The sequence below is a fragment of the Jatrophihabitans sp. genome (assembly GCF_035474675.1).
Classification (GTDB): Bacteria; Actinomycetota; Actinomycetes; order Mycobacteriales; family Jatrophihabitantaceae; genus Jatrophihabitans_A.
The window spans coordinates 1-12,404 of the sequence record NZ_DATINC010000050.1 but is presented as its reverse complement, the minus strand read 5'-3'; the positions used below and the strand labels follow the sequence as shown (position 1 = coordinate 12,404).

Below are 12,404 nucleotides of genomic sequence, written 5' to 3'. Positions count from 1 at the left end.
CACCCGCAGTGATCGTCCGGACAGCAGTGTTCGCCCGGGCCGGGCAGGAATAGTTCGGCCGGCGAGGTTGTCAGTCCTTCGGCGTAACTTGGCCGATATCCGCTGGCCCGGGGGCTGGCCGGAACATAGCGTGGCTGCTGGTACTACCGGCATCTTCGACGACAGGAGGCCCGTGTCCCGGCGTGGCTGGCTGCTCTTCGCGGCAATGTCTGTGATCTGGGGCTTGCCCTACCTGTTCATCCGGATCGCGGTGGAGTACCTGACGCCGGGCACGCTGGTGTTCTTCCGGACCGCCGGCGCCGCCGTGGTGCTGCTGCCGCTGGCGCTGGCCCGGTCCCAGGTGGCCCCGGTGCTGGCCCGCTGGCGGCCGCTGGTGCTGTTCACCGCCATCGAGGTGATGCTTCCGTGGCTGCTGCTCTCCGACGCCGAACGGAAGCTGTCCAGCTCGCTGGCCGGGCTGCTGGTGGCGGCGGTGCCGCTGGTCGGTGCGTTGCTGGCCAGGTTCAGCTCCCCGGCCGACCGGGTCACCGGCAGCCAGCTGGCCGGCCTGCTGCTCGGCGTCGTCGGGGTGGTGGCGCTGGTCGGGCTGGACTTCTCCGGGCTGAACCTGTTCGCCTTCGCCGAGATGGCGGTGGTCAGCGTCTGCTACGCGACCGGGCCGATCGTGCTGACCCGCTCACTGGCGGACCTGCCGGGCGCCGGGGTGATCGCGGTGTCGATGGCGCTGACGGCGGTGTGCTACCTGCCGTTCCTGCTGCTGCAGCCGCCCGAGCACCTGCCGGCCTCGGCGGTGTCGGGGGTGGTGGTGCTGTCGCTGGTGTGCACGGCGCTGGCGTTCCTGCTCTTCTTCCAGCTGATCGCGACCATCGGGCCGACCCGCTCCACCGTGATCACCTACGTCAACCCGGCCGTCGCGATCGCGCTCGGCGTGCTGGTGCTGGGCGAGAACATCACGGCGGGCATGCTGGTCGGCTTCCCGCTGATCCTGGCCGGCTCCATCCTGGCCGCCCGCCGGTCCCGGACGGTCGCCGCCAACCGCAGCGAGGAGATCACCCCGGTGGCGGCTGCCTGACCCGGGGGCACCTGCGCGGGCGGGCCGCGGCCTCAGTCGATGACGACGACGCCGCGGGAGGTGATGAAGTGCGCCGCCACGATGCCGCTCTCGCCGTCGTTGTCCTCCACCGGCAGCCAGCGCACCTTGAGGTCCTCCAGCGACTTGGTCGCCCGGTCGCCGAGGAACTCCACCACCCGGGACCGGTCGCCAGCGATGTCGAGCAGTTCCAGGTTCACCGTGCCGCCCGGGGCGGACGGGTGCTCGGTCCGGTCGGACTCCCACTGGACGAAGAAGGGCAGCTGCGGGTCGCTGGCGGCGTCCAGCACGCCGATCTGGCGCCAGCACAGGTCGAAGCCGTCCGGACGCCGGCGGTGGCCGGGGACGGCCCGGCGGCCCAGCCGCTGCTCGATGGCTGCCATGTCGGGGACCGCCACCACCCAGCTGAACCAGCCGCCGCCGGCCAGCTTGCGGTCGCGCACCGCCCGGCCGAACGGCGCGAACTCCACCGCCGGGTGGTCCAGCGCCTCGACCACCTCCAGGTAGATCCCGCCGGCCAGCGGGAGCACGAAATTGCGGGTGCCGAAGCGTGGATGTATCCCGCCGTCGGTGAACCCGGCGCCGAGTTGGGAACCTAGCCGCTGCACGCAGGAGGCGATGCCTTCCGGGCCGGCGGCGTAGGAGAGATGGTCCAATCGCATGCCGTCGATACTGGCTGAGGCAAGAATGCAGGCGGCCACCGGGGTGGGCTTGGAGTTGCGCTATGCACCCTTTCCGGCGCTGCGTGCCCGGTGTGCCCGCGCCGAGCCGGTGGAGCCGGCCGGGCCCGCCGCGGTGGGGGTGACCAGGTCCAGCGCGCTACCCCGGGGCGTCCGGCGTTCGACCAGGTCGCTGCCGCCGGCCACCTGCCAGGCGGCGGCGATGTCGGCGACGGTCCGGACCGGCAGGCCCGCGGCCCGCCGTTCCAGCAGGGCGGCGGTGAGCCGGCCCTTGGCGAGCTTGGAGGCGAACGAGATCACGCCCAGCGTCCCGTCCGGACGGGGCGAGAGCACCCGGACCTCGATCAGCCGGCCGGCCGGCCCGGCCGGTTGCCACATCGCGGCGTAGTCGCCGGAGCGCAGGTCGAGCACCGGGCCGCGGTCCAGCAGGTCCGGCACCAGGGCGTCCAGCCGGGGCCGCCAGAACGTCGACAGCACCCCCAGGCCGGGCAACCAGGCCTTGGCCGGCACCCGGTAGTTGGGCACCGGGTCGCCGCCGCGCAGCACCCCGAACAGGCCCGAGAAGATCAGCACCTCGCGGTTGGCCACCGCCCGGGCGGCGTCGCTGAGCGGCTGCAGGAACAGCCCGTCGTAGACGATGCCGGCGTAGCGGTCCAGCGCGGGCATGGTCGGCGCGGTGCGGACCCGCCGGTTGTCGGCCAGCGCGGCGTCGGCCACCGAGTCCGGCAGCAGCAGCGACCGGGCCGGGTCGGCTCCTGCGGTGCCGGCGAGCAGCTCCTCCAGCGCCCGCAGCACCAGCTCGCGGCTGTCCTCGATCGGCTGCCGGCGTTGCCGGCGGGCCAGCGGCAGGCCCCGCCCGCCCGGATTCTTGGCCTCGCTGGGCGGCAGCAGGATGCGCATGCCCGGAACGCTAGCGGCGCGCTCCGACGAAACCGGGCGCGGCCCGGTCAGACGGAACCGGCGCGGCCCGGTCAGACCAGTGAACGCAGGTCGGCGGGCTCGTGCGCCAGCAGCACCTGGCCACGGCCGGCGTAGTCGCGCGCGACGCTGGCAGCGCGGTGGCCGGCGTGCACCACGTGCGGCAGCAGCCGGGTCAGGCCACCGCCGACCAGGCCGGCCGGCAGCCGGTCGGTTGCCACTCCGGTCTCGCGCAGCCGGGTGAGCAGCGGGTCGCCGGCGGCCGCCTCGCCCACCACCAGGAACAGCGGCGGCGGGACGTCGCGCAGCCGGTGCCAGGCGGAGGCGAAGCCGGGGTGCAGGGGCAGGCCCGCGACGTCGGCGACCGAATGCCAGCGGACCGTGACGCTCTCGGCGTTCGCGGCGACCGGCCGGACCGGTCGGACGGCCCGGGCCACCACCGTGGTGTAGCTCCAGCCCTGGTGGTCGTCGACGTAGGTGCCGATCGGGTCGATGTCGGCCGCCGCCAGCCGGGCCTCCTCACGGGCTTCCCGCAACGCGGCCGTCACCGCGTCCTCGTGGCTGTCCCGGGCGCCACCCGGAATGCCCCAGGTGTCGCCCTGGTGGGTCCACGGCGCGCGGTGCTGCAGCACCACCCGGTCCTCGCCCACCAGCAGCAGCCCGGCGGCGCCGAACAGGCCCCAGTGCCGGTGGCCTGCCGCACAGGTCGTCCAGCCGTCACCGGAACTCATGGGGCTGTCCTTCGTCCGGCGGTCCGGTGGGCTGTGTTCGAAAGTCTGATGTGACGCCGACCCGCCAGGTCGCCTCTCGGCGGAAGGCCGCTCGTGGCGGCGATTGTGGGACCGGGGGCCATGGATCGGGCCGACGCCGTGCTCCAGTTTAGCCGCTGATCTGCCGCTGGCAGCCGAGTCGCCGGCCACACCCTTGCCGAAAGGGCAAAAACGCCCGCGGTCGGGGCGGGTCCGGCGAGCCGGATTCCGCGCCGCGGCGGCCGGCTCACTTACCCTGGACGGGTGCCACCAGCTGACCGCCCGCACCGCCCGATCCGGCGGCCCGACCTCGCAGCACTTGCCGGGTCGGAGGAGTTCGAGCCGTTCGAACGGGCCGAGCTGGCTGCTGCCACCGCCGCGGCGGTCATCACCCACGGCCGCTCGGCGGACTCGGAGTCGCTGGTGGACCTGGCCGACCGGGTGGGACTGGACACCCTCGCCGAGCTGTGGCGGCACGAGCAGCCCTCGAGCCTGCCGGGGGCCCTGTGGGCGCTCTACCTGCTGCGCCGGTGGTGCCAGGGCAACGGTGCCGAGCTGACCCGGCTGTGGCGCGCCGGGCGGCCCTACGCACCCGCCGACGAGGTGGTCGCCGGGGTGTCGGACGACGCCGACCCGGCGGCCATCGGGGCGCTCGCCGATGCGGTGCTGCACGGCGCCTACCAGGGCGAGTTCGACGTCGCGCTGGAACGTGCGGCGGCCTTCTTCCGGGTGATCGCCACCGGCCGGCGCGAGACCGCCGAGCCCGGTCCGGAGGGGGAGCGGGAACGGCAGCTGGCCGACCGCAACGACGAGGTGGCCGACGGGCTGACCGTGGCCGCGCAGAGCTGGCGCAAGAACCCGCTGTAGGGGATGTGGCGGGGCTGTACACAGCCCGCGACGTTGTCCACAACCTGCTCATCGGCGGCTCGGGAGCAGCTCCGGCGGGCCAGGCTTGGCCGCATGACCTCGTGTGACCTGCCCCGGATCCGGATCAGCGACCCCGCCGAGCTGATCGACGCGCTGCCCTACCTGCTGAGCTTTCACCCGCACGAGAGCCTGGTGCTGATCGGTTTCGCCGGCACCGCGGTCTCGGCCGGGCCGCAGCAGGTGCAGGTGACCGTCCGGCTGGACCTGCCGGCCAGGCTGCCGGACGGCTTCGACGACGAGGCGCTGGCACCGCTGGGCGAGGTGCTGCAGCGGGGCGGCTGCCGGTCGGTGGCCGCGGTGCTGGTGACCGATTCGGTGGCCGGTGACCCGCGGGCCGCCGGCGGCCTGCTGGCCTGCCGGGACCTGCTGGCGGTGGCGATGGCCGCCGCCGACATCGAGGTCCTCGACGTGCTGGTGGCCACCGACCGGCGCTGGTGGTCGCTGTGCTGCGAGCAGCCGGACTGCTGCCCGGGCGAGGGGAACCAGCGCCTGCCGGGTAGCTCGGTGGCAGCTGCCCAGGCCATCTTCGCCGGCCTGGTGGCGCTGCCCGACCGGGAGGCGCTGGTCGCCTCCCTGGCCGGCCACGGGGCCGAGCAGCGGTCGGCGCTGCTGCCGCTGCTGGATGAGGCCGAGCGGCGCCGGGCGGCGGTGCCGCCGGACCGGCTGGCCGAGTGGCGGCGGGCGCAGATCGCCGGACTGCTCGCGGCGGTGGAACGGGCACCGGCCGGGCCGGAGCAGCTGGCCGGTCACGCGGTGGCGCTCACCGACCCGGCGGTGCGGGACGCGCTGTGGCTGGCCATCGACTCGGGATGCACCGAGGCCGCCCTGCTGATGGGCGAGTGGCATGCCCGGCTGCCCGCTCCCTACGACGCCGCGCCGTTGTTCCTCTACGGCTGGTCGCTGTGGCGGGCCGGCAACGCCACGCTGGCGGCGATGGCGGCCGACCGGGCGCTGCGGTCGCAGCCGGGGTACTCCGCGGCGGAACTGCTGGCCACCGCGGCGCAGCGCGGGCTGGATCCGCGCACGGTGCCGGTGCTGATCCGGGGCCGGTTCGGATGATCGCGACAGGTACGGGCCCGGCTGGTGCCGGCCTAGCTGGTGCTGGCCTGGCTGGTCCGGTCAGCGGATCAGGCCGGCACCGAGACGAAGATGTGCCGGGCCACCTCGTCCGACACCGGTTCGGCGTCCGGCGCGCCGGCCACTTGGAAGCCTGCCGGCGTCCGGGTCACCGCCACCGACAGCCCCGGGGTGACGCCGGCGTCGGACAGCCGGCGCATCAGCTCGACGTTCGGCTGCAGCAGCTCGCTGATCCGCTCGATCCGGACGGTGACGGCGTCGGTTGCCACCGAGTCGGCCAGCGTCGGCAGCAGGGCTGCCTCGGTGCCGGCCGGCAGCCCGAGATCCTCCAGGCCGGGGATCGGGTTGCCGTGCGGGCAGACCAGCGGCCCGTCGAGCATCCCGACGATCCGGCGCTCGACGGCGTCGCTCATCACGTGCTCCCAGCGGCAGGCCTCGACGTGCAACTGGTCCCATTCCAGGCCGATCACGTCGTGCAGCAGCCGCTCGGCGAGCCGGTGCTTGCGCATCACCGACACCGCCAGGTGCCGGCCGCGCTCGGTGAGCTGCAGGTGGCGGTCGGCCTCGACCTGCAGCAGCCCGTCCCGCTCCATCCTGGCGACCGTCTGGCTCACCGTCGGGCCGGACTGGTTGAGGCGCTCGGCGATCCGGGCGCGCAGCGGCACCACGCCCTCTTCCTCGAGCTCGTAGATGGTGCGCAGGTACATCTCGGTGGTGTCGATCAGGTCGCTGTGGTGATGATTCACGTGCCGACCCCTCTCCAAGCTCCGGTGCCCGACCAGTCCCGCCCCGTACGGGTGCTGCCGCGTCCCGGTAGCTGACACCCATGTTAGAACCGTCGGCATGGCAGAACATTTCCAGCAGGTCCTCCTCGGCGTGGCCGAGTTGGCGACCGCTCTCGACCGGGGCGACCGGCCGGTGCTGCTCGACGTCCGCTGGCAGCTCGGTGGCCCGTCGCAGTACCCGGAATACCTGGCCGGCCACCTGCCGGGAGCGCGCTGGTGCGACCTGGAGTCCGACCTGGCCGACCCGCCGGGTCCGGGTGGCCGGCATCCGCTGCCGGATCCGCGCCGGCTGGAGGTGGCACTGCGCGCCTGGGGCATCGAGGAGCAGTCCGAGGTGGTGGTCTACGACCAGGGCAACTCGGTGGCGGCCGCCCGGGCCTGGTGGGTGCTCCGCTGGGCCGGGGTGGCCGGGGTGCGGGTGCTCGACGGCGGCTACCAGGCGTGGCTGGCCGGCGGCCAGCCCGTGTCCACCGAGGTGCCGGCACCGGCCGCCGGTTCGATCACGGTGCGGCCGGGCAGCCTGCCCACCCTGGACGCCGACACCGCGGCCGCCTGGGGCCGGGCCGGCCGGCTGCTCGACGTGCGGGCCGCCGAGCGGTTCCGGGGCGAGGTGGAACCGATCGACCTGGTGGCCGGGCACATCCCCGGAGCGGTCAACCTGCCGACCACTGCCAACGTGCAGCCGTCCGGGCACTTCCTGCCCGAGGCGGAGCTGCGGCAGCGGTTCGAAGCGGCCGGCGCGGTGGGCCAGCGGGTCGGTGGAGATCCGAGCGGGTCCGGCGCGTCCGGAAACGGGGCCGGGGAAACCGAAGCCCAGGGAGGCGAGGCCCGGGAAGACGGAGGAGACGGGGCCGGCGAGCCGGCCCCGGTCGGGGTGTACTGCGGCTCGGGAGTCACGGCCGCCCACACGGTGCTCGCGATGCGGGCGGCCGGGATCGACGCCGTCCTGTACCCGGGCTCGTGGAGCGAGTGGATCACCGACCCGAGCCGCCCGGTGGAGACCGGCGACCCGAGTCGCCCAGCGGAGACCGGCGGCCCGGCGACCGGCGATCCGGCGACCGGCTGACCGGATGCCGCTGCCCTGGTGGTCCGGGCGATCCCGGTGGGCTAGCGGTTGCGGTTGGACCAGGCCAGCAGCTCGTCCACCGGCCAGCTGTTGATCACCCGGTCCGCCGGCACTCCGCACTCGGCGGCCCGGGCGCACCCGTAGGGCTGCCAGTCCAGCTGCCCGGGCGCGTGGCCGTCGGTGTCGATGCTGAACAGGCAGCCGGCCTCGACCGCCTGCCGGAGCAGGTCCCGGGGCGGGTCCAGCCGTTCCGGCCGGCAGTTGATCTCTACCGCCACACCGTGCTCGGCGCAGGCGGCGAACACCGCGGCGGCGTCGAAGGTGCTCTGCGGGCGCTGCTTGCCGCCCATCAACCGGCCGGTGCAGTGCCCCAGGATGTTGGTGTGCGGGTTGGCGATGGCCGCCAGCATCCGCCGGGTCATCGCCGCGGACTCCATCCGCAGCTTGGAATGCACCGAGGCCACCACCACGTCGAGCTGCCCGAGCAGCTCCGGGGTCTGGTCCAGGCCGCCGTCGTCGAGGATGTCGACCTCGATGCCGCTGAGCAGCCGGAACGGTGCCAGCCGGGGCGCCAGCGCCGCGAGGATTCGCAGCTGGCGCTCCAGCCGCTCCGGGGTCAGCCCGTTGGCCACCGTCAGCCGGGGCGAGTGGTCGGTGAGGGCCAGGTAGTCGTGCCCGAGCTCGAGGGCCGTCACCGCCATCTCCTCGATCGGGCTGCCGCCATCGCTCCAGTCCGAGTGGCTGTGCAGGTCACCGCGCAGCGCCGCCCGCAGCTGCTCCCCGGCGGCATCCAGGTCGACCAGCGCGCCCTCGCGCTCCTCCAGCTTGACCAGGTAGTCCGGCACCCGGCCGGCGGCCGCCTCGGTGATCACCGCGGCCGTCACCTGCCCGATGCCGGGAAGGTCGGCCAAGGTGCCGGCCGCCAGCCGCTCCTGCAGCTGCGCGGCGTTGGTCAGCGCTACCTCGGCGGCCCGGCGGAAGGCCCGCACCCGGTAGGTGGGCGCGCCGCTGCGCTCCAGCAGGAACGCGATCCGGCGCAGGGCGGCGACAGGGTCCACCAGCACACCGTAGAGAGCCCGAGGTCGGGGCGCATCCGAGCCCCCGGCACCCGGTGAGCCACACCCCGACAGCGAACCGCCCGGCACCGGCGAGGGGGATCGCGGGTGCCGGGCGGTCCGGCGCAACTGGCTCAGGGCCAGCCGATCAGCTCAGCGGCCGATCAGCTCAGTCGGCGGAGGCCAGCAGGTTCACACCCGGCCGACGGAGGCCGACGGGGCCAACCCCGGCCGGCGACACCACCGATCAGGCGTCCAGGTAGTCCCGAAGCGACTGGGCCCGGGACGGGTGGCGCAGCTTGGCCATCGTCTCGCGCTCGATCTGGCGAATTCGCTCGCGGGACAGGTTGAACTTCTTGGCGATGTCGTCCAGGGTGTGCGGGTTGCCGTCGGCCAGCCCGTACCGGAGCCGAACCACGGCGGCTTCTCGCGGCTCCAGGGAGTTGAGGATCGCGGTGAGCTGGCGGCGCATCAGGTCGAACTCGACCGCCTCGGTGGGCTTGGTGGCCTCGCTGTCGGCGATGAAGTCCCCGAGCGCGGAGTCCTCGTCGGTGCCGACCGTCTGATCCAGGCTGACCAGGTCACGGGCATGGTCGATCAACTCGTGCAGCCGCTCGACGGTGATGTCCAGCTCGCCGGCCAGCTCCGCGTCGGTGGCGTCCCGGCCCAGGTTCTGGCCCAGTTCCCGCCGCATCCGCTGCATCTTGTTGATCTGCTCGACCAGGTGGACGGGCAGCCGGATCGTGCGCGACTGGTCGGCCATCGCCCGGCTGATCGCCTGCCGGATCCACCAGGTGGCGTAGGTGGAGAACTTGAAGCCCTTGGTGTAGTCGAACTTCTCCACCGCCCGGATCAGGCCCAGGTTGCCCTCCTGGATCAGGTCCAGGAACGGCATGCCGCGTCCGGTGTAGCGCTTGGCCAGCGACACCACCAGCCGCAGGTTGGCACGCAGCAGCAGGTCCTTGGCGGTCTCGCCGTCGGCCACCAACGACTGCAGTTCCCGCCGGCGCGGCAGCGCCAGCCGCTTGCTGGTGCCCAGCAGGTGCTCGGCGTACAGGCCGGCCTCGATCCGCTTGGACAGCTCCACCTCTTCGACCGCCGTGAGCAGCGACACCTTGCCGATCTCGTTGAGGTACGAGCGGACCAGGTCGGCCGCCTGGACCACCTCGTCCAGATCGGCGGTCGCCTCGACCGGGTTGTCGTCCGGGGTGGTCTCGGTGTCGGCGGCCAGCGCCTCCGCGGTCAGGGCATCGGCGGTCAGCGCGTCGGCGGTCAGGTCGTCGGTCTCGACGGGTACGTTCGGAGCGGGCGTGGCGGTCCGGGTGGCCCGGTGCCCGGGAAGGGTGTGCGAGGCCGCGTTGCGGCGCTTGGATGCGGTGCTCTTGGAGGTCGGCTTAGCAGGTGTCTTGATGGCTGGCTGCGTCACGTTGGGGTCCCGTCCACTGATTCGGGGTGTTGTTCTCCCGGTCTGTAGAACGGATTCGGAGCCCGAAACGTTCCCAGATCCTGACCTCGGACGCTCCGGAGATATATTCGGCAACCTTGAAGTACCCGCATCCCGCCCCGCGAGCGTGCCGCCGATGCGATGCGCGACCGAGCGGTCACAGCCGGTGACGACTGCTGGCGGGCTCAGCGCGGGGCCGGCGTCTCCACCAGCAAGGTCAGCGGCCCGTCGTTGACGCTCTGTACCGCCATGCTCGCCCCGAACCGGCCGGTCTCGACCGGCAGCCCGAGGGCCCGTAGCTCGGCGCAGAACGCGGCGACCAGCGGCTCGGCCTGCTGCCCCGGCGCCGCCGCCGACCAGCTGGGCCGGCGTCCGGAGTTGAGGTCGGCGTACAGCGTGAACTGGCTCACTACCAGCACCGGCGCGCCCAGCGCGCTCGCCGCGGCCTCGTCCCGGTGGCCGTCGCGCAGCACCCGCAGCCCGGCCACCTTGCCGGCCAGCCATCGGGCGTCGGCCTCGGTGTCGGAGTGGGTGACGCCGACCAGCACCAGCAGGCCGGCGCCGATCCGGCCGACCACCTCCCCGGCCACCGTCACCGAGGCGCTGGTCACCCGTTGCACCACCGCCCTCATCGGCCCGCCCCCGGCTCGGGCGCACCCTCGACAGCCGCACCCCCGACAGCCGCACCCTCGATAGGCACGGCGCCCCCGGCCGGCACTCCGGCCGGCACCAGTTCGGCGGGAACGAGAAAACCGCGTTCGACAAGATCGCGGACGACAGGTAACAGCGCCGCGATCACCTCGTCGGTACCAGCCGACACGCCCGCTGCCAGCAGGCTGAGCAGCACGCCGAGCGGAGTGCGGCCGGTGCAGGCGGCCACCAGCCCGGCGACCGCGTCGTCGACCTCCAGCTCCCAGCGCAGGCCGCCGGCCTGCCGCAGCTGCACCAGCGCCGGTTGCCAGCCCTCGTCCGTGATCAGCGCGTGGGACGAGCGGACCAGGCCGGGCACGGCAACCAGCCGGGCCTGCAGCAGCTGCTCCACCGGGCGGTCCCGCAGCCACGCGGCGCGGCCGAACCACTCCTCGATGGCCGGGCCGACTGGGTGCTCGTGCGGCTGCGGCACGTCCTGGCACACCACCTCCGAGACCTCCTGCCCGGTGCGCCGCACGTTGACCAGGCCCATTCCGATGCCGGCCACCCCGGACGCCGCGAACCAGTCCAGCCAGTCGTCGTAGCGCTGCCGCCAGGCCGCGGTACCCGGCTGCTCGCCGGCGTCGCGCAGCCAGAGCGCCACGTACTCGCCCGGTTCGGCCACCTCGCGCTGCCAGATCCAGGCCTGGCAGCCGGTGGCCGGCAACCAGCCGGTCACCCGCTCCTGCCAGCTCCGCGAGCCGTCGATGATCCAGTTCGCCAGCACCTGCCCGGTGCCGCCCTCGGCCAGCCGGGCCGGCAGGCCGCCGACCAGCTCGGCGCACACCGCATCCCCGGGCAGGCCGCTGTCGCGGTAGCGGAAGCCGCCGGCACCGGGGGAGAACCCCGGCCCGACGATGAACGGCGGGTTGGACACGATCAGGTCGAACTGCCGCCCGGCCACCGGCTCCAGCAGCGAACCCTGCCGGAACTCCCAGTGCTTGCCGTTCAACGCCGCCGTGGTGGCGGCCATCCGCAGCGCCCGGTCGCTGAGGTCGGTGGCGGTCACGGTCGCGCTGTGCTCGGACAGGTGCAGCGCCTGGACCCCGCAGCCGGTGCCGACGTCCAGGGCGTGCCGCACCGGACCGCGCACGGTCGCCTCGGCCAGCGTCAGCCCGGCCGAGCCGATGCCGAGCACGTGCTCGGCGTACAACGGGCCCGGCCGGACCTCGGCCCCGAGGTCGGAGACCACCCACCAGTCCGGGCCGCCGGTCTCGGAGTACGGCCGCAGGTCCAGCGTCGCCCGGAGCTGGCCGTCGGCGCGCTCGAGCAGGCCGGCGGCCTCGGCCTCTGCCAGCGGCAACGGCCGCAGGGCCGCCTCGGCCGCGGCGGCCGGCACCGGCAGGCCGAGCAGGAACAGCCGGATCAGCGTCTCGGTGTCCGAGCCCTGCCGGGTCAGCCGGTCGGCACCGCTGAGGTCCCCGCGCGACATGGCCGCCTCGCCGGCCAGGCCCAGCGCCTCGCTCACCGCGACCGAGCCGAACCGGTCGGCCACCGCCTGGCCGAGCTGGTCGCAGACCGCGGCGGGCAGGAGTGGTCGCACGCTCATGGCACGTCGATGGGTAACCGGGGCATCGGCCTATCGTGCCGCAGCGGGATCGGCACCGGCATCGAGGAGTCCGGGCGGCTGTTCGGAGTCCCGGCCCGATCGGTTTGGACTGGTATCTCACATCCCCGCCGCTCCGACTGCGGTGGCACCATGGACTGGTGCGCCCGTCGAGAAGTTCCTCCGACCGGCCGATCCTCATCACCGAGGCACCGGTCAATGCCGACGACGAATACGATCGCCGGCGCAAGCGGTACCTGGTGATGATGACGCTGCGGGCGGCCTGCATCATCGGCGCTGCCAGCACCTTCTCCCTGTCCGGCTGGCTCGCCGCCGGCTTCGTGGCCGCCGCCGTGGTGCTGCCCTGGTCGGCGGTG

Annotated in this window: 13 protein-coding genes; 5 read left to right on the top strand and 8 right to left on the bottom strand. The window is 73.8% G+C overall.

Annotated features, from left to right (window positions below; all coding sequences use genetic code 11):
- Positions 1-205: 205 nt before the first annotated feature.
- The gene (locus VLJ82_RS05585; protein ID WP_408662336.1) at positions 206-1,072 is read left to right on the top strand and encodes a DMT family transporter; all 867 of its coding nucleotides are present in this window, start codon (positions 206-208) and stop codon (positions 1,070-1,072) included.
- 32 nt (positions 1,073-1,104) lie between these two features.
- Here the strand turns inward: VLJ82_RS05585 and VLJ82_RS05580 are convergent, their stop codons facing one another.
- The 3 genes from VLJ82_RS05580 to VLJ82_RS05570 form a co-directional block, all read right to left on the bottom strand.
- Positions 1,105-1,752, bottom strand: coding sequence for a VOC family protein (locus tag VLJ82_RS05580; protein WP_408662335.1), 648 nt, complete (start codon positions 1,750-1,752; stop codon positions 1,105-1,107).
- A gap of 60 nt (positions 1,753-1,812) precedes the next feature.
- The gene (locus tag VLJ82_RS05575) at positions 1,813-2,670 is read right to left on the bottom strand and encodes a YaaA family protein (protein ID WP_408662334.1); all 858 of its coding nucleotides are present in this window, start codon (positions 2,668-2,670) and stop codon (positions 1,813-1,815) included.
- 71 nt (positions 2,671-2,741) lie between these two features.
- Positions 2,742-3,419 (bottom strand): NUDIX domain-containing protein, encoded by a 678-nt coding sequence (locus VLJ82_RS05570; RefSeq protein WP_408662333.1) that lies wholly within the window; start codon positions 3,417-3,419, stop codon positions 2,742-2,744.
- Between the two features lie 282 nt (positions 3,420-3,701).
- Between VLJ82_RS05570 and VLJ82_RS05565 the strand changes: the two genes are divergently transcribed.
- Together VLJ82_RS05565 and VLJ82_RS05560 are read left to right on the top strand one after the other, a co-directional pair.
- Positions 3,702-4,304 carry a hypothetical protein gene (locus VLJ82_RS05565; RefSeq protein WP_408662332.1) on the top strand — a complete coding sequence of 201 codons (603 nt, stop codon included), beginning with the start codon at positions 3,702-3,704 and terminating at the stop codon, positions 4,302-4,304.
- Positions 4,305-4,397: 93 nt separating this feature from the next.
- Complete coding sequence (locus VLJ82_RS05560) at positions 4,398-5,423, top strand: DUF4192 domain-containing protein (RefSeq protein WP_408662331.1); 1,026 nt, start codon at positions 4,398-4,400, stop codon at positions 5,421-5,423.
- A gap of 68 nt (positions 5,424-5,491) precedes the next feature.
- Here the strand turns inward: VLJ82_RS05560 and VLJ82_RS05555 are convergent, their stop codons facing one another.
- Positions 5,492-6,187 carry a metal-dependent transcriptional regulator gene (locus VLJ82_RS05555; RefSeq protein WP_408662330.1) on the bottom strand — a complete coding sequence of 232 codons (696 nt, stop codon included), beginning with the start codon at positions 6,185-6,187 and terminating at the stop codon, positions 5,492-5,494.
- Positions 6,188-6,284: 97 nt separating this feature from the next.
- Between VLJ82_RS05555 and VLJ82_RS05550 the strand changes: the two genes are divergently transcribed.
- The gene (locus tag VLJ82_RS05550; protein ID WP_408662329.1) at positions 6,285-7,292 is read left to right on the top strand and encodes a sulfurtransferase; all 1,008 of its coding nucleotides are present in this window, start codon (positions 6,285-6,287) and stop codon (positions 7,290-7,292) included.
- A gap of 41 nt (positions 7,293-7,333) precedes the next feature.
- Here VLJ82_RS05550 and VLJ82_RS05545 read toward each other — a convergent pair whose 3' ends face one another.
- The 4 genes from VLJ82_RS05545 to VLJ82_RS05530 form a co-directional block, all read right to left on the bottom strand.
- Complete coding sequence (locus VLJ82_RS05545) at positions 7,334-8,350, bottom strand: PHP domain-containing protein (protein WP_408662328.1); 1,017 nt, start codon at positions 8,348-8,350, stop codon at positions 7,334-7,336.
- A 244-nt stretch (positions 8,351-8,594) separates the two neighbouring features.
- On the bottom strand, positions 8,595-9,578 hold the full coding sequence (gene sigB, locus VLJ82_RS05540; protein WP_408662359.1) for an RNA polymerase sigma factor SigB: 984 nt from the start codon (positions 9,576-9,578) through the stop codon (positions 8,595-8,597).
- Positions 9,579-9,976: 398 nt separating this feature from the next.
- Positions 9,977-10,423 carry a D-aminoacyl-tRNA deacylase gene (gene dtd, locus VLJ82_RS05535; protein ID WP_408662327.1) on the bottom strand — a complete coding sequence of 149 codons (447 nt, stop codon included), beginning with the start codon at positions 10,421-10,423 and terminating at the stop codon, positions 9,977-9,979.
- On the bottom strand, positions 10,420-12,030 hold the full coding sequence (locus VLJ82_RS05530) for a DUF7059 domain-containing protein (RefSeq protein WP_408662326.1): 1,611 nt from the start codon (positions 12,028-12,030) through the stop codon (positions 10,420-10,422). The genes dtd and VLJ82_RS05530 overlap by 4 nt, the downstream gene beginning before the upstream one ends.
- A 158-nt stretch (positions 12,031-12,188) precedes the next feature.
- Between VLJ82_RS05530 and VLJ82_RS05525 the strand changes: the two genes are divergently transcribed.
- On the top strand, positions 12,189-12,404 hold a 216-nt coding region (locus VLJ82_RS05525; protein WP_408662325.1), incomplete at its 3' end, for a DUF3099 domain-containing protein.

Coding starts and splice junctions, on each gene's coding strand:
- VLJ82_RS05585 (WP_408662336.1), top strand. CDS start 206: ATGTCTGTGATCTGGGGCTTGCCCTACCTGTTCATCCGGATCGCGGTG.
- VLJ82_RS05580 (WP_408662335.1), bottom strand. CDS start 1,752: ATGCGATTGGACCATCTCTCCTACGCCGCCGGCCCGGAAGGCATCGCC.
- VLJ82_RS05575 (WP_408662334.1), bottom strand. CDS start 2,670: ATGCGCATCCTGCTGCCGCCCAGCGAGGCCAAGAATCCGGGCGGGCGG.
- VLJ82_RS05570 (WP_408662333.1), bottom strand. CDS start 3,419: ATGAGTTCCGGTGACGGCTGGACGACCTGTGCGGCAGGCCACCGGCAC.
- VLJ82_RS05560 (WP_408662331.1), top strand. CDS start 4,398: ATGACCTCGTGTGACCTGCCCCGGATCCGGATCAGCGACCCCGCCGAG.
- VLJ82_RS05550 (WP_408662329.1), top strand. CDS start 6,285: ATGGCAGAACATTTCCAGCAGGTCCTCCTCGGCGTGGCCGAGTTGGCG.
- dtd (WP_408662327.1), bottom strand. CDS start 10,423: ATGAGGGCGGTGGTGCAACGGGTGACCAGCGCCTCGGTGACGGTGGCC.
- VLJ82_RS05530 (WP_408662326.1), bottom strand. CDS start 12,030: ATGAGCGTGCGACCACTCCTGCCCGCCGCGGTCTGCGACCAGCTCGGC.